The following is a 14,540-nucleotide window of genomic DNA, read 5'->3' as shown; positions in this document are numbered from 1 at the left end:
AGGAACGAGCCATGGCCTTCCAGCAGCACGAAACCCACTTCAGGGCCCTGAGCGACGAGGAACTCGACGCGTGGCGGGCGATCCCGCCGGCGGTCGCCTCGGACTGCATGAACCGCACCCAGGTGATGAACGCCGCGATCAAGCCGATCCGGGACGGCCAGATGCTGTGCGGCCAAGCCCGCACGGTGACGACCATGGTCGGGGATTGCGGCCCGATCTGCGCCCTCATCAGCAACGCCCGGCCCGGCGAAATCGTGATGGTCGATGCCGGCGGGGTCGAGGATACGGCGGTCTGGGGCGGTGTCATGGCGGAAGAGGCGATTCATCGCCGGTTGGGCGGTGCCGTCATCGACGGTGCCATCCGCGATGTCGCCGACATCCGCAAGGCGGGCTTCAGCATGTTCTGCCGGTCGGTGGTGCCGCGTGGGCCCCATCATGGCTTCGGCGGCATCATCGACGGGACGATCTCGGTGGCCGGCGTCCCGGTGCGTTCCGGCGACATCGTCCTTGGCAACGATGACGGCGTGGTGGTCGTTCCCCTGGAGCAGGCGGCCACGGTGCTTGCGGCCGCGCAGGCCCATCTCCTCAAGGAGGAAAGCTGGATCCGGGATATCCGCAGCGGCGTGTCGATCCCGAAGATGTTCGAGCTGCCGAGCGCCAAGTGAAGGCAAGGTCAGGCCGGGCGTAAGGCACCATCGACGTTGCCCATGTCCGGTTCCGCTTCCGCGGATGAAACCAGGCGTCTGGTGGTAAAGCCGTCGGCGATGCACGCGCCGTCGCTGTCCCGCAGGATTTCGAACCAATGGGACAGCGACGCCGTGCCGTCGCGGCGTTGCCCACACAGTCGCACGGTCAGGCGTTCGCCCGGATTGATGTTGCCGTGATAGAACAGGTCGCGGTCGGTGGTGACGGCGCGGGCGCTGACGTTGCGGAAAAGCGCCCATTCCGCGCGGTCCAGGATCGATTGGAAGGACGCGAAATACAGGAATCCCGCCCCGTTGAAATCCCCATGCGGGCATGGGTCGATGGCGACGCTGGCGATTTCCTGGCGGTCGGCGCGGCGGAAGCCGCGATGCTCCAGCCAATCCTTGCGGCGGAACCCCTGGCACAGTCGGGCAAGGGATGAGTCCGGCCCCGAATCCGCCAGCATCGGCGGGCAGGGATGGGGCAGGGCGCGCAGGACGCTGCGGTTGTCGCCCGCCACCGCGCGGCGCAGGAAGATCGACAGCAGTTCCAGCGTGGCGACCGGGCGTCCGTCCGCCGTGACCGTCTGGACGCTCCGATATTGGGTGCGGGACACCCGCGCGATCCGGCCGGCAAAGTGCAGACGGTCATGCTCGGCCACCCGGTCGAGCGCGCCGCCGCTCAGGCGCAGGCCGGTGAAGGTGGCATAGAGCGTGGCGCCGTCCCGGTCGCGGAAGGCCGGAACCGGCAGTCCGAAGGTGTCGGCCAGCATCAGCCAATGACGGTGCCCGGCCTCCTTCAGCAGCCAGTTTTCCGACACCCCGTTGCGGGACAGCTGCGGCATTCCCAGCGTCACGGCGTCGGACGCGGCATCGCGCGGGGAAAGGCCGGGCAAGGGTGGCGCGGGCAGGGCGTGGAACATTGTGGAGGGCCTCCGTGGCGCGAAGCGGGTCAGGCGAAGGCGACGACCCGCACCAGGGCCGCCGAATCCCCGGCGAAACGGGCGGCCCGCGCGTCGATGTCGGCGATCTGGCGCGCGGCGCGCGAGCAGGGAAAGCCGTAGCGGGCCGCCACCCGGTCGCTGGCGACGGTCAGGGCGGTCCGGCTGATCCGGGCGAACTCTGCAACGGGATAGGCCGCGCCCACGCTCAAATGCTCCTGCACGACGAGGGACGGCGAATAGCAGTCGTACACTTCGCCGTCCGGCCATTGGACGCGGAAGATCATTTCAGGCATGGGCGAGGCTCCGCTGCTGGGTGAGGAAGGCGTGGTAGGCGTCGAGATGGCGGCGCGCGCAGGCGTCCCAGCCGAACCCGGCGGCCCGGCGCAGACCGGCGGCCCGCAGCCGGCGGGCTGTGGCGGGCTGCAGGATGTCTGTCATCGCGGCGGCGATGGCGGCGGGGTCGAGCGGGTCCACCCATAGGGCGTCGCCGGGGTGCAGATGCTCGGTGAAGGGGGCGATGGCGGGAACGATGGTCGGGATGCCGCTCGCCATCGCTTCGAGAACCACCAGTCCGAAACCTTCGCGCAGCGATGGGAAGACCAGCGCGTCGGCCAGCCGGAACAGGGCGGGCATGTCGGCGTCGGGCAGCGGGCCGGTGCGGATCACCGACGCGGCGGCGGCCGGGTCGTGTGCCAGCAGCGTGTCGAAGGCGCGGGCCTCGCCGCTGTGGTCGAGCAGGGAAGCTCCGCCCGCGACGACCAGTTGGGCGTCGGGCCGGGTCCGTTTGATCATCAGAAAGGCGTTGAGCAGCCGGGCGCTGTTCTTGCGCGCCTCCACCCCGCCGACCGACAGGTAGACCGGGCCGGGTCCAAGCCCCAGCCGGACCCGCAAGGCGTCGTCGTCCGGCCCGGTCTGCGGGGAAAAGCGTGTCCGGTCGACGCCGTTGCCGACCGGCAGGGCGTCGATGCCATGGTCCCGCGCCAGGATCTCCCGCCATAGGTGGCTGACGCAGAACACCCGGTCGGCATTGGCGATGGCACGCCATTGCCGGGCCTCGACGGCAGGATCGGCGAAGCGGTCGAGGTGATGGACGGTGTAGAGATAGCCGGGGATGCGCCCGGCCTCGCGCAGGCAGGCCAGGGCGTTGCCGCTGATTCCGTCCTGCGCGTGGTGGATGTCGTAGCGGGTGGCGTCGCTCCGGGTGAAGAAGGCCAGATAGTCGGCAATCCGCGCCTCCACCAGGGCGGCCAACCCGGTTCCCGCGACGGGACGGGCGGGCACGCCGACGGTGCCGCAGCGGGTAGGGCGGAAGAAGCCGGCCCCGTTTGGATCTGGCGCGTGGACCACGGCGCGGTGGCCAAGCGCGGTCAGCGCCTCGGCCAGTTCCAGCGCGTGGACCACACCGCCGCGCGGGTTGGTGGAGTGGGCCAGCAGGGCGATTGACAGGCGTTGGGGGGATCGGCTCATGACGCGGCCTCCATCCGGCGGGGACCGCAGCCGATCAGTGGGCTGTCGGCGAAATCCCAGACCGGCAGGGACTCCGCCCCATCGGTCAGGGTCAGGACGGTTCCGTCCTCCACCTCTCCGATGACGGCACAACCCAGGCCGCGCGCATGGAAGCGGGCGGCGACGGTGGCGCAATCCTCCGGCGCGACGCTCAACAGAAAGCCGAAGCTGGGAAAGGACAGCAGCCAGCGGTCGAGCGGCACGCCGGCCGGCCGGGGGATCGCGCGCAGGTCGATGCTGCCGCCGACGCCGGAGCATTCCAGCAGCATCAGCGCGGTGCCGACCAGGCCTGCCATGCTGATGTCCTTGGCGGCACGGCAAAGCCCATCCTCGGCCAGCCCGGGCAGCAGGGCCAGATCGCCGCGCAGCCGGTCGGCCGGGGCGGCGGTGGCGGCGTCGAAGAAGGGGTTGGGCTCGTGGTAGCGGCCACGCAGGTCGATGGCGGCCATCAGCCGGTCGCCGGGTTGGGCGTCGTGGCTGGTCAGCAGCCGTTTTCCCGCCCGCCCCAGAATGGCGACGGCCAGCTGCGCCCGGTCGTTGCGGGTGTTGGAATGGCCGCCGACCACCGGTACGCCGTAAGCAGCCGCCGCCGCCCGCAGGCCGTCGAGGATCGGCTGCGCGTCCGCCGCGCCGTTGCTCCACAGCGCGTCGACGACGGCCAGCGGACGCCCGCCCATGGCGGCGACGTCGCTGACATTCACCATCACGCCGCACCAGCCGGCGAACCAGGGTTCGGCGGCGACGAAGCCGTTGACGAAGCCCTCGGCGGCGAACAGCAGATGGCCCTCGCCGTCGGGGATCGCCGCGCAATCGTCACCCAGGGCGATGGCGGACGCATCCGATACCGGCGGCTTCGCCAACGCCGACACCACGGCGTCGATGTCGCGCTTGTGGGCGAAACCGGGGCTGGCGCGCAGGGTGTCGATCAGGCTGGACAGGCTGCTCATGCCGCCCTCCGCGTCAGCGTCAGGAAGCCCTGGGCGCCGTCAGGCCAGGGCGGGTAATGGGCCAGGTCGGCCTGCATGCGGTGGTGCGGGCGGCCGTGCAACTCGACCTCCTCCAGCGTCGTCCAGCGCAGGCGGCGGAACAGCAGGGCGTTGCGGCTCTGGACATGGGCCTGGAAGCAGCGGCAGCCGCGCGCCGTCGCGGTCGAGACGGCCAGCCGGATCAACGACGCGCCGAGCGATGCGCCCATGGACCCGGCGCGCCGATGCTCCTCCGCCACCGCCAGCCGGGAGCCGATCCACAGGCCGGGTTCCGGCTGGTGGATGCGCACGGTCCCCACCACCGAGTCCGGCATGCCGCACAATTCAGCCAAGGCGACGATGGGAATGGCCTGGGCGTCGATGGTGTCGCGGTCGTCACCATCGAACAGTCCCTGTTCGACGCAGAAGACCTGCCGGCGCAGGGCCGCCGCCCCGGCGACCTCCCACGCCTCGGTGGCGAGCTTGACCCGGTGGGCGCCGGCGACGAAGGGGGGCGGCGGACCATCCATCATGGCGGACTCCTCAAGCGGCGGCGGGCGATGGCGGGGGGAGCGGGTCAGGCGGCGACGGCTTTGCCGGCGTTCAGCCGGGCGTCCATGACCTCGGCCAGATGGGCGGCGTCCTCGGCGATGCCGAGGAAGCGGCCCGATCCCCAGGTGTGCAGCCAGGGCAGGCCGATGAAATACAGCCCCTCCACCGGGGAGACGCCGCGGTCGTATTTCGGTGCGCCGCGTCCGTCGAAGACCGGCAGCTCGATCCAGGAATAGTTGGGGCGGAAGCCGATGGCCCAGACGATGGCGCCGATGCCCTGCGCGGCACAATCGACGGCCAGCGGCGTGTCCTGTGGCTGCCAGACCGGAACGAACGGCTCCTCGACCGGCGCGTCGATGCCCCTGGCGGCGATGAAGGCGTCGATGTCGCGGCGGATCGAGACATAGACCGCGTCGGCGTCGTCGAGGTTGGCCGCCAGATCGTCGGCGAAGCGGACGACGGAGCCGTCGATCCCCGCCATGCTGCCATAGAGCGACACCCCGTCCCGCGCGAAGCGGCGCAGGTCGATCTCATGGCCGCCTGCGCGCCCCGACAGGTAATGGTTGGTCTTTTCCTTGGCCTTCTCGCCCTGCGGGTGCTTGTCGATGGTCATGGCGTAATAGCCCATCTCCATCAGCCACTCGGTCGCCTCCTTGCCGCGATAGACGCGGGGGGAGCGGGGGGCCGGGCCGACGCACAGATGGACCTTGCGCCCGGCCAGATACAGATCCTCCATGATCTGCACGCCCGACTGGCCGGAGCCGACGACCAGCACCTCGCCCGGCGGCAGCTGGTCCGGGTTGCGGTAATCGACCGAATGGATCTGGGCGATGGATTTGTCCAGCCCGTGGGCGTAGGGCGGCACGATGGGCACGTCATAGCCGCCGGTGGCGACCACCACATGGCCGGCGGTGAGCGGGCCTTCGCTGGTCTCGACCTCCAGAACCCCGGACTTGCCGCGGCAGACGCGGGTGACGGCGACGCCCTCGCGGATCGGCGGATCGACCATGCGGGCGAACCCCTCCAGATAGGCGACGATTTCGTCCTTCAGCATGAAGCCCTTGGGATCGTTGCCGGCATAGGGGAAATCGGGCAGGCGGCACTGCCAGTTGGGGGTGACGAGGCAGAAGCTGTCCCAGCGGTCGTTGCGCCAGGAATGGCCGATGCGGTTCTTCTCCAGAACCACATGGTCGACACCGCGCTTCTTCAACTCGTGGCTGACCGACAATCCGGCCTGTCCGCCGCCGATGACGACGACTGGAAAATGGGTGGCTTTGGTCATGGCAGGGGACTCCGCTTACTCTTCGAAGGTGGACAGGGAGGAGCAGGCGCCGCATTTGCCGCAGCCGGCCTTGCTGTCGGCGGCGCGCAGGCCCGCCTGTTTCAGCATCGCGCCCAACGGGGCGAGCAGCGCCCGCATGAAGGCCGGGCTGGGCGCCGGGTGATCCTCCAGCGGGGTGCCGGACACCGGGACGAAGGGCACGACGAAGGGATAGACGCCCATTCCGATCAGACGCTCCGCCATCGCCAGGATGGCGTCCGGCGCGTCGCCCAGCCCGGCGAGGATGTAGGTCGAGACCTGCCCGCGCCCGAACACCGGCACCGCGGCGGCGAAGGCGTCGAAATAGCGCTCCAGCGGCACCGAGGCCTTGCCCGGCATGATGCGGGCGCGGATTTCCGGCGTCACCGCCTCCAGATGCATGCCCAGCGTGTCGATGCCGGAATCGTGCATGCGCCTGAACCAGGCATCGTCGTCGGGCGGCTCGCATTGCCCCTGGATCGGCAGGTCGACGGCGGCCTTCACCGCGGCGGCGCTTTCGCACAGGATGGCGGCGCCGCGATCCGGGGTCGGCGGCGTGCCGGTGGTCATCACCATGTGGCGGACGCCGTCGAGCAGAACGGCGGCGCGCGCCACCTCGGCCAACTGCTCCGGCGTCTTGCGCAGGATGGTGCGGCCCGCCGCCAGCGACTGCCCGATGGAACAGAACTGGCAGGTCTTGGTCCGGCTCTGGTAGCGGATGCAGCTTTGCAGGACGGTGGTGGCCAGTACGTCGGCGCCGTGCAGCACCGCGATCTTCTGATAAGGCACGCCGTCCAGCGTCTGCAGCCCGTAGAAGCGCGGCTGGCGGGGAAAGCGGATCGCGCCGACCGGCAGACCGTCGCGCCGCACCACGCTGGCTCCGTCGTCGCCCGGCCGGTCGGCCTGATAGGGCGATTCGAAGGCGCCCGCCGTGTGGACCGGCACCATCACGGTGCGCCCGTCGATGGTGACGGCCTTGTGGTCGCTCGGCCCGGCGCCGCCGCGCCGGCTGGGTGCGCCGGCGCGCGGGTCAGCCAGCCTGATGCCGAAGGATTGCAACTCGCTGATGAGCAGGCTCGCCGGGGATGGGGAAGCGGGCATCGTCATGGTCGGTGTGCTCCTGTTCGAGCGGGGCGGCGGGAGGGGTCGCGGCGGGGATGGCTGCCGGGATCATGGTCGTCATCGGCATGGCGGGACGGTTGTCCAGCCGCAGCGACAGCAGTTCGGGACGGGCGTAATGGCCGACCGAATCCATCATCCGCTTGCGCTTGGTGATGAGGCCCATGTCGAGGTCGGCGACCAGGATCCCTTCGCCCGAGGTCAGCGGCGGCACGACATGCTTGCCTTCGGGGGAAACGATGGCGGTCATGCAGCCGCCGCGCAGGGCGTTCTGCAGGCCGGGCTCGGGGGTGATGGCGGCGATCTGCGCCTCGGTCAGCCAGCCGGTGGCGTTGACGACGAAGCAGCCCGATTCCAGCGCATGGTGGCGGATCGTCACCTCGATCTGATCGGCGAAGATCTGGCCGACCAGCGAGCCGGGAAACTGGGCGACGTGGATCTCCTCGTGCTGCGCCATCAGGGCGTAGCGGGCGAGCGGGTTGTAATGCTCCCAGCAGGCCAGCGCGCCGATGCGTCCGACCGAGCTGTCCACCACGGTCAATCCGGCGCCGTCACCCTGCCCCCAGATCATCCGCTCGTGATAGGTCGGGGTGATCTTGCGCCGCTTCAGGATCAGGCTCCCGTCGGCGTCGAAGACCAGCTGGGTGTTGTAGAGCGAGCCGTGGTCGCGTTCATTGACCCCGAGGACCACCACCACACCATGCGACCGCGCCGCCGCGGCGACGGCGTCCGTGACCGGGCCCGGCACCACCACCGCGCGCTCGTACAGGGTCAGGTGATCGGCCCCGGCCAGGACGGGCGGACGCACGAAGGAGAAGTAGGGGTAGTAGGGAACGAAGGTCTCCGGGAAGACGACCAGCGCCGCCCCCTTGGCCGCCGCCTCGGCGATGGCCTGACAGACCCGCCCGACCGTGCCGTCGGCGCTGTCCAGGTCGGGGGCGATTTGCACCGCCGCGACCCGCACCGTTCGTTTCTCCGTCATGATCCGCCCTCCGGTGGCCGCGCTTACAGGGTCCAGGTGTTCAGGATGAATGCATTCGATTTCCGGTGGAGCAGGACGATGTCCAGCACGTCCAGCGGATTGATCGGGCGGATGCCGGGGATCAGCGCGCCCTCTCCATGGCCGTACAGCGCCTGGAGCGCGAAGCGGCAGGCATAGACCTTGCCGCCCTCCTCCATGAACTTGACCAGCTGCTTGTTGATCGCCTGATGGCCGGGGAACGCCTCGTCGCCCAGCGTCGGGAAGCCGCGCTGCACGCCCAGCGTCACGCCCGGCCCATAGAGCAGGACCGAGGTCTCGAAGCCCTTGCGCAGCAGGCGGGTGGCCTGGAGCAGGTTGACGAGGCCGATGGAGCCCTCGAACGCCACGGTGTGGAAGGTGACGAGCGCCTTTTCTCCCGGTTCCGCCTTGACGTCCTCGAACACCTTCTCTTCGTAATCGACCAGAACATCGCCCTTTTGGTTCGTGGGCTTGGTCACTGCGGGCATCTCTCATCCTCCTTGCTTCGATGGATCCGGCGTTTGGCGCCGGAGGCCCCTGCCGGAGCGACCGGATGGCCGCTCGGGTGGCTTCCAATCATTAGCAAGCGGTGTGCCAGTCGATTTTAGTGCATGATCACATTCTAATGCAGTCGATAAAGTCTCATTGAATGGTGTTTTTCCCGATATTGACTGCATTGATAGGATCTTGCGTGATGCTTCACGAACGGGCGGTTTCTGGTCAAATGATGTGCGGTCAGCTGATTTGCAGTCGAATTAGGCAGAAATCGGGTGCCGTAGATGATTGGATCGTATGGATCGGTGACGGGGCAAAGCCCGCCGCAGAAGCGGGCAGGCGACGGCGCGAGCGCCTGGAAAGCCTTGAACGATCAGGGCTGCGGCGTTAGGAAGCGCTTCGGTGTGGAACGGTTGCCAGACGGATGCGGCCCGCATAGGATGCGGCGCGATGTCCCGAACCGTCTGCCTGCGGATCGGGCGTTGCCCAGTTTGGATCCACATGCTGCGGATCATTGACCGCAGTCGAAAGCCAAGGTTCCGTAGAGTCGATGCAGTCGTCCCCACATCCGTGGCTGCCCCTTATCCGCACCAGCGAGAAGCCGCGCTACCTTGCCATCGCCGACGTGATCGCCGAGGAGTTGCGTCAGGGACGTCTGGCTCCCGGCGACCGTCTGCCGCCCCAACGGACCCTGGCGGACGCGCTCGAGCTCGACTTCACCACCATCGCCCGCGGCTACAGCGAGGCGCAGCGTCGCGGCCTGATCGAATCCCGCGTCGGCAACGGCACCTTCGTCCGCGATCTTCCCGCAGCCAGCGCCGCATTGCCCGAGCCGGCCCAGGCCGAGCGCACGGTGCCCGCACCCTGCCAGCCGGCGGCGCGTGGGCCGCGGCCCCGGCGTACCGCCGACCTGTCGATGAATCTGCCGCCCGAGATCGAGGATCCGGCGTTGCTGGCCCGCATGCGCCAGGGGCTGGCCGAGATCGCCGAGGATCTGGTCGGCGTGCTGCGCTATCAGGAATTCGGCGGTGCGCCGGAGGACCGTCAGGCCGGAGCCGACTGGCTGGCGCGGCGTGGGTTGATCGCGCCGCTGGACCGGCTGCTGGTCTGTCCGGGCACGCACAGCGCGCTGCTGGCGGTGCTGGGGTCGGTGGCCAAGGCCGGGGACGTGGTGTGCGCCGAGGCGTTGGCCTATCCCGGACTGCGCGGACTGGCGGCGCAGCTGGGGCTGGAACTGGTCGGCCTGCCGCTGGATGCGGACGGCATCCGGCCCGATGCCTTCGCCGGGCTGTGCCGGACGCGTGCGCCCAAGGCGCTCTACTGCAACCCGACCCTGAACAACCCGACGACGATCACCAGTTCGCTGGACCGCCGCACCGCCTTGATCGACATCGCCCGTCGCCACAACGTCGCGATCATAGAGGACGATGCCTATGGGGCGTTGCCGGTCGGCGGGCCGCCGCCGCTGGCGGCGCTGGCCCCCGATCTGGTCTTCCACATCGCCGGTCTGGCCAAGAGCCTGGGCGCCGGCCTGCGCATCGCCTATCTGGTCGCGCCCGAGGCCCGGCGGATGTGGCAGCTGTCGGCCTATCTGCGTGCCACCACGGTGATGGCATCGCCGCTGACGGCGGCGCTGGCGACCCGCTGGATCGCCGACGGCACCGCCGACGCGATGCTGGACGCGATCCGCGCCGAAGCCGCCGCACGCCAGAGCTACGCCCGCAGGGTCCTGCCCGTCACCGACACCGGATCGAAACCGGAGGCCTTCCATCTCTGGCTGCCGCTGCCGCCGGACTGGAGCCGGTCGGGCTTCGCCGCCACCTTGCGGGCGTCCGACATCGGCCTCGTCGTCAGCGATGCCTTCGCCGTCAGCGGCCCGCCGCCCGAAGCGGTGCGGGTCTGTCTCGGCGGCGGGGCCGCGGCGGACATCCGCAGCGCGCTCGACAAGATCGCGCACACCCTGTCGCAGCCGCCGGAGTTCGCCTCGGCCTTCCTGTGAGCGGGAGTGGCGGGCGAAGGCCCGTCGCGGACGTCAGTTCAGAAGCCGGTTCTCCCGCAGCCGCGCCGCCGCCAGATCGACGAACGCCCTGACCTTCGCAGGGGCGTGACGTCCCTCGGGGTGGAGGATGTGGATGGGCAACGGCGCTTCCTCATGCTCGCCGAGTACAATCTGTAGCTTCCCCTCCAGAAGTGCCGGGCCGATCTGATAGTGCAGAACCCGCGTCAGCCCCCATCCGTCCTTTGCGGCCGCGATCACCGCCTCGTTGGTGTTGCACTGCATGACGGGGTCGATCGTCACGCGCTGCTCCCCGGCGAACCGCCATTCCGGCGACGCCCATGCACTCGTGGAGGCCGCGATCCGATGGGCTTTGAGATCGGCGGGCGCCATGGGCACGCCATGGCGCTCGAAATAGGCCGGCGAGCCGCAGATCACCCGGCGGACCGTGCCTACTCTGATGGCGGTGAAGCCCGAATCCGGCAGATGGCCGATCCGCACGGCGACGTCGATGCCCTCTTCGACGATGTTGACGGGCCGATCGATGAACAGCGTCCGGGCGCGCATGGTGGGATAGCTGTTCAGGAACTCGGTCAGGATCGGCAGCACATACATCTGCCCGAACAGAGCGGACGCCGTGATGGCGAGTGTTCCGCCGGGCGTGGCATAGGAACCGCCAGCCGCGGCCTCGGCCGCGGCGATGTCAGACAATATCTGGCGACAATCCTCGAAATAGCGGGCGCCCGCTTCGGTCATCTTGACCGAGCGGGTCGTGCGGACGAACAGGCGGGCGCCGATCACCTCTTCGAGGGATGCCACGGCGCGGGTCACCGCCGGCGCACTCATGTGCATGTGGCGGGCGGCTTCGGCGAAGTTCCCGGTTTCCGCGACCTTCACGAATATCCGCATCGCCTGCCAACGATCCATCGGTCCGCCCCTTTCCTGCGCGTCGGAGGATGTTCATCGGGATCTCCGGAGTGATGCCGGGATCCGGCCTCGGAATTTCCTCGCAACGGCCCGGCGACCGTCAAGCCGGTATGAGGGCTGCCGCCAGATGTTCGATCTCCAGGCATGCCCGGCCGTCGATCCCGGCCTTCGCCGCTCGCTCGCGCCGGGACGAGCGATCCTCGTCGTTCGACGCGAGCGCCAGGGCGATTGCCCGCGATATCGGGAAGTCGAAGCTGGATCCACGTCTTGCCGCGTCGACCTCGGCTCCGGTCATGCCGAGTTTTTTGGCATCGGCATCCTGCCGCTGCAACAGCAGCGTGTCGCCGCTGCCCGCGGTCAGGGCCAGCTCGATCGACAGCCGGGCCCGTTCGTCGAGCCTGAATCCACCCATGGCAACGCTCCTCTTTCGGCAGGCCCCGTGTCAGAAGCCGAAGTGGCTAAGGCCGGGATGATCGTCTGGGCGGCGCCCCAGCGGCCAATGGAATTTCCGGTCCTCATCGGCGATCGGATGCTCGTTGATGCTGGCATGGCGGTTGCGCATCAGTCCATCCTCGGCGAACTCCCAATTCTCGTTGCCGTAGGCGCGGAACCACTGGCCGCTGTCATCGTGATATTCATAGGCGTAGCGCACCGCGATGCGGTTTCCCGTGAAAGCCCAGAGTTCCTTGATCAGCCGGTAGTCGAGCTCCCTGTTCCACTTGCGGGTCAGGAAGGCCTGGACTTCCGCGCGGCCGTTCGCGAACTCGGCGCGGTTCCGCCACCGGGTATCCTCGGTGTAGGCCAAGGCGACCTTGGCGGGGTCGCGGCTGTTCCAGCCATCCTCGGCAAGGCGGACCTTCTCGATGGCGGAACGCTCGGTGAAGGGGGGAAGCGGCGGACGGGACATGGCATTCTCCTTGGGGTCGGACGATGGGGGAAGACGGGCGGCATGGAGCGGAAGAAGCCCGCCGCCCGCAGCAGGCGTCAAAGGGCAAGCTGGATGCGGTTCTCCTCGCCGGTCTCCGGCTCGGCCGGTACGGCGCTGCAGATCAGGACCTCGCCGGCGCCGACGCTGGCGGTCGGTTCCCTGACATAGGTGACGGCGCCTTTGAGCAGCTTGGTCCGGCAGGTTCCGCATGTGCCTTCGCGGCAGCTGTACTCGGGCTCCAGGCCACGCGCCTCCGCCAGTTCGAGCAGCGTGCCGGAGCCCGGTGTCCAGCGGGCTTCCTTCAGCGAGTCCATGAAGGCGACGGGCACCGGTCCGGTCGACGGCGGGGGGCGGACGGGCAGGGCGGCACCGGCATCCGCCGTGCGTTTCAAGGACGACGGTCCGAACGCCTCGGCATGGATCCGCCGGTCGGCGATGCTGTAGGCCCGCAACCCGTCATACAGAGCCTGGGTGAAGGCGGGCGGGCCGCAAAGATAGAAGTCGTGGTCGTTGAACGGCAGGATGCGCGTCAGCAGGGCCATGTCGATGCGGCCGGAGACGTCATAGTCGATGCCCTCCTCGGCACCGTCGGGATCGCTGAGCACCCTGATCCATCGCACCGCCCCTTGTGCGGCATTCACGAGCGCGGCGATCTCCCGCTCGAAGGAACGATCCGACTTGGAACGCGCGGCCTGGACGAGGATTGTCGGCCGCATCCGCTGCCTGCGCAGCCCTTCATAGACGACGTGACGCAGCATCGCCAGGAGCGGGGTGATGCCGATCCCCCCGGCCAGCAGGACCGCCGGCCTCGTCTCGAAAGGATCGATGGTGAACTGCCCGTCGGGCGCACGTGCCTCGATGACGTCGCCGACCCGGATACTGTCGTGGAGGTGACGCGATACCGCACCGTCCCGCTTGACGCTGATGCGGTACAGACCGTCGGATGGCGCGACGGACAGGGTGTAGGTGCGGATGACCGGCTTGTCGGTGCCGGAAACGGTGACGCGGATCGGCAGATGCTGACCGGCAATATGGGGCAGCAGGCCGGCCCCGTCGTCCGGCTGGAGGTGGAAGGAGCGGATCGACGGGTTCTCATCGACGACCCGCGTGACCTTGTAGGGCCGCCAGCGGGTCGCGAGGTCGCTCGCCTGCAGACGGGCGGCCGCCTGGGTCCAATCCCCGGTCATCAGCGAACTGGGCGACCAGCCGTCCTTCCGGAACGACCAGCGCAGCGCCAGCGCGCCCGGCCGGCGCAGGATACGGCGCGGCCGGAAGCTCCACAGCCTCTCCGCTCCCTGGAAGGCGGCGATCTCCGGCGAATCCAGGATCACCTCGGCATCGCCGGTCATCTGCAGCATGTCGCCATTCTCGTAATCGATGAAGACGAGGCCGGCCTTGCCGTTGAGGACGATGTTTCCGAGAGTCGAAAAGAAGAGGTTGCCGTTGAAATCGGGCACGGTGAGGGTACCGTCCCCGGCGATACGGACAAATCCCGCCTTGCCGCCACGATGGGACACGTCGACCTGCCGGCGCTCCTTGCGGTCGGCATAGGTGGCGACGAAGAAGGCATCCGCCGCCGCGATCATGGCGCGGGCCGGAGCATCGAGTTCAGGCAGATCCTCCACGACGCCCGTGAATTTCTCCCCGGGATCCCGGGCGAAGGCAATGTCGCGAAGCTGGATATAGCGGGGACAATTCCCGAAGCTCTGGTCGACCTCCACCCGGAATCCGCCCTCGCCGACCGAGAGGATGCCGTTCATGCGGTTGCGGCGCCGGGTGTGCATCTCGATCCCCAGCAGGCCGACGGGATCCCCGTCCCGCATGCCGTCGCCCGCCGGGTCGCCGGGGTCGGCGTGGGCGGCGATGTCGAGGGTCGTGGGCGTCGGCGACGACAGGAAGCCCGGCTTGCCGGCGAGCAGCGTGGCCCAGGGGGCGCCCTGGGGATCGACGCTGCCCAGCACGATGAAGGGAAGCTGGGCATAGAAGTCGCGGTGCTGGTCGGGCATGTGATCGCGGACCGCCCGCTGGCCTATGGCTGCCATCCGCTCGGCGACACCCAGCTTTTCCTGGATGAACGTCTCGCCTTCGTGCCAAGTCGGCAGCGTCGTCAATGTCGCGGTCATCT

The 14,540-nt window shown here is 69.0% G+C and carries 15 protein-coding genes; 2 read left to right on the top strand and 13 right to left on the bottom strand.

The genetic code is table 11. From position 1 onward, the window contains the following. Positions 1-11 precede the first annotated feature (11 nt). Complete coding sequence (locus ABMY26_RS03475) at positions 12-665, top strand: RraA family protein (protein WP_372395076.1); 654 nt, start codon at positions 12-14, stop codon at positions 663-665. 8 nt (positions 666-673) lie between these two features. Here ABMY26_RS03475 and ABMY26_RS03470 read toward each other — a convergent pair whose 3' ends face one another. The 9 genes from ABMY26_RS03470 to ABMY26_RS03430 are packed head-to-tail and all read right to left on the bottom strand — an operon-like array spanning position 674 to position 8,557. Beyond that, positions 674-1,606 (bottom strand): Pnap_2097 family protein, encoded by a 933-nt coding sequence (locus ABMY26_RS03470; protein ID WP_372395075.1) that lies wholly within the window; start codon positions 1,604-1,606, stop codon positions 674-676. 29 nt (positions 1,607-1,635) lie between these two features. After that, positions 1,636-1,920 carry an MSMEG_0570 family nitrogen starvation response protein gene (locus ABMY26_RS03465; protein WP_372395074.1) on the bottom strand — a complete coding sequence of 95 codons (285 nt, stop codon included), beginning with the start codon at positions 1,918-1,920 and terminating at the stop codon, positions 1,636-1,638. Beyond that, entirely contained in the window at positions 1,913-3,094 is a 1,182-nt protein-coding gene (locus tag ABMY26_RS03460; protein ID WP_372395073.1) for an MSMEG_0565 family glycosyltransferase, read from the bottom strand. Before ABMY26_RS03460 ends, ABMY26_RS03465 begins: the two co-directional genes overlap by 8 nt. Beyond that, positions 3,091-4,080 (bottom strand): sll0787 family AIR synthase-like protein, encoded by a 990-nt coding sequence (locus ABMY26_RS03455; protein ID WP_372395072.1) that lies wholly within the window; start codon positions 4,078-4,080, stop codon positions 3,091-3,093. The genes ABMY26_RS03460 and ABMY26_RS03455 overlap by 4 nt, the downstream gene beginning before the upstream one ends. Then, positions 4,077-4,631, bottom strand: a complete 555-nt coding sequence (locus tag ABMY26_RS03450; RefSeq protein ID WP_372395071.1) for an MSMEG_0567/Sll0786 family nitrogen starvation N-acetyltransferase — start codon at positions 4,629-4,631, stop codon at positions 4,077-4,079. The genes ABMY26_RS03455 and ABMY26_RS03450 overlap by 4 nt, the downstream gene beginning before the upstream one ends. Before the next feature lie 44 nt (positions 4,632-4,675). Beyond that, the gene (locus tag ABMY26_RS03445; protein WP_372395070.1) at positions 4,676-5,932 is read right to left on the bottom strand and encodes an MSMEG_0569 family flavin-dependent oxidoreductase; all 1,257 of its coding nucleotides are present in this window, start codon (positions 5,930-5,932) and stop codon (positions 4,676-4,678) included. 15 nt (positions 5,933-5,947) lie between these two features. After that, complete coding sequence (locus ABMY26_RS03440; RefSeq protein ID WP_372395069.1) at positions 5,948-7,057, bottom strand: MSMEG_0568 family radical SAM protein; 1,110 nt, start codon at positions 7,055-7,057, stop codon at positions 5,948-5,950. Beyond that, positions 6,981-8,051: a Nit6803 family nitrilase gene (locus ABMY26_RS03435; protein ID WP_372395068.1), complete on the bottom strand. Its 1,071-nt coding sequence runs from the start codon at positions 8,049-8,051 to the stop codon at positions 6,981-6,983. Before ABMY26_RS03435 ends, ABMY26_RS03440 begins: the two co-directional genes overlap by 77 nt. A gap of 23 nt (positions 8,052-8,074) precedes the next feature. After that, the gene (locus ABMY26_RS03430) at positions 8,075-8,557 is read right to left on the bottom strand and encodes an MSMEG_0572/Sll0783 family nitrogen starvation response protein (RefSeq protein WP_372395067.1); all 483 of its coding nucleotides are present in this window, start codon (positions 8,555-8,557) and stop codon (positions 8,075-8,077) included. A gap of 557 nt (positions 8,558-9,114) precedes the next feature. Here ABMY26_RS03430 and ABMY26_RS03425 point away from each other — a divergent pair. Further along, entirely contained in the window at positions 9,115-10,563 is a 1,449-nt protein-coding gene (locus tag ABMY26_RS03425) for a PLP-dependent aminotransferase family protein (protein ID WP_372395066.1), read from the top strand. 33 nt (positions 10,564-10,596) lie between these two features. Here the strand turns inward: ABMY26_RS03425 and ABMY26_RS03420 are convergent, their stop codons facing one another. The 4 genes from ABMY26_RS03420 to ABMY26_RS03405 all read right to left on the bottom strand — a co-directional run bounded on the left by ABMY26_RS03420 (position 10,597) and on the right by ABMY26_RS03405 (position 14,538). Further along, positions 10,597-11,487: a LysR family transcriptional regulator gene (locus ABMY26_RS03420; RefSeq protein ID WP_372395065.1), complete on the bottom strand. Its 891-nt coding sequence runs from the start codon at positions 11,485-11,487 to the stop codon at positions 10,597-10,599. A gap of 100 nt (positions 11,488-11,587) precedes the next feature. Further along, entirely contained in the window at positions 11,588-11,899 is a 312-nt protein-coding gene (locus ABMY26_RS03415) for a hypothetical protein (protein WP_372395064.1), read from the bottom strand. Positions 11,900-11,929: 30 nt separating this feature from the next. Next, positions 11,930-12,394, bottom strand: a complete 465-nt coding sequence (locus ABMY26_RS03410) for a DUF1348 family protein (RefSeq protein ID WP_372395063.1) — start codon at positions 12,392-12,394, stop codon at positions 11,930-11,932. Between the two features lie 77 nt (positions 12,395-12,471). Next, a complete protein-coding gene (locus ABMY26_RS03405; protein ID WP_372395062.1) occupies positions 12,472-14,538 on the bottom strand; it encodes a pyridoxamine 5'-phosphate oxidase family protein in 2,067 nt (688 codons plus the stop codon). Positions 14,539-14,540: the final 2 nt, after the last annotated feature.

The sequence above is a fragment of the Azospirillum sp. HJ39 genome, from assembly GCF_041507355.1.
GTDB lineage: Bacteria > Pseudomonadota > Alphaproteobacteria > Azospirillales > Azospirillaceae > Azospirillum > Azospirillum thiophilum.
This window is presented reverse-complemented; position numbering and strand designations above follow the sequence as displayed.

What these genes read in the sequence shown, in the direction of transcription:
- ABMY26_RS03425 (WP_372395066.1), top strand. Translation starts at nt 9,115, where the DNA reads ATGCAGTCGTCCCCACATCCGTGGCTGCCCCTTATCCGCACCAGCGAG.
- ABMY26_RS03465 (WP_372395074.1), bottom strand. Translation starts at nt 1,920, where the DNA reads ATGCCTGAAATGATCTTCCGCGTCCAATGGCCGGACGGCGAAGTGTAC.
- ABMY26_RS03450 (WP_372395071.1), bottom strand. Translation starts at nt 4,631, where the DNA reads ATGATGGATGGTCCGCCGCCCCCCTTCGTCGCCGGCGCCCACCGGGTC.
- ABMY26_RS03440 (WP_372395069.1), bottom strand. Translation starts at nt 7,057, where the DNA reads ATGACGATGCCCGCTTCCCCATCCCCGGCGAGCCTGCTCATCAGCGAG.
- ABMY26_RS03430 (WP_372395067.1), bottom strand. Translation starts at nt 8,557, where the DNA reads ATGCCCGCAGTGACCAAGCCCACGAACCAAAAGGGCGATGTTCTGGTC.
- ABMY26_RS03460 (WP_372395073.1), bottom strand. Translation starts at nt 3,094, where the DNA reads ATGAGCCGATCCCCCCAACGCCTGTCAATCGCCCTGCTGGCCCACTCC.
- ABMY26_RS03435 (WP_372395068.1), bottom strand. Translation starts at nt 8,051, where the DNA reads ATGACGGAGAAACGAACGGTGCGGGTCGCGGCGGTGCAAATCGCCCCC.
- ABMY26_RS03445 (WP_372395070.1), bottom strand. Translation starts at nt 5,932, where the DNA reads ATGACCAAAGCCACCCATTTTCCAGTCGTCGTCATCGGCGGCGGACAG.
- ABMY26_RS03415 (WP_372395064.1), bottom strand. Translation starts at nt 11,899, where the DNA reads ATGGGTGGATTCAGGCTCGACGAACGGGCCCGGCTGTCGATCGAGCTG.
- ABMY26_RS03405 (WP_372395062.1), bottom strand. Translation starts at nt 14,538, where the DNA reads ATGACCGCGACATTGACGACGCTGCCGACTTGGCACGAAGGCGAGACG.
- ABMY26_RS03420 (WP_372395065.1), bottom strand. Translation starts at nt 11,487, where the DNA reads ATGGATCGTTGGCAGGCGATGCGGATATTCGTGAAGGTCGCGGAAACC.
- ABMY26_RS03410 (WP_372395063.1), bottom strand. Translation starts at nt 12,394, where the DNA reads ATGTCCCGTCCGCCGCTTCCCCCCTTCACCGAGCGTTCCGCCATCGAG.
- ABMY26_RS03475 (WP_372395076.1), top strand. Translation starts at nt 12, where the DNA reads ATGGCCTTCCAGCAGCACGAAACCCACTTCAGGGCCCTGAGCGACGAG.
- ABMY26_RS03470 (WP_372395075.1), bottom strand. Translation starts at nt 1,606, where the DNA reads ATGTTCCACGCCCTGCCCGCGCCACCCTTGCCCGGCCTTTCCCCGCGC.
- ABMY26_RS03455 (WP_372395072.1), bottom strand. Translation starts at nt 4,080, where the DNA reads ATGAGCAGCCTGTCCAGCCTGATCGACACCCTGCGCGCCAGCCCCGGT.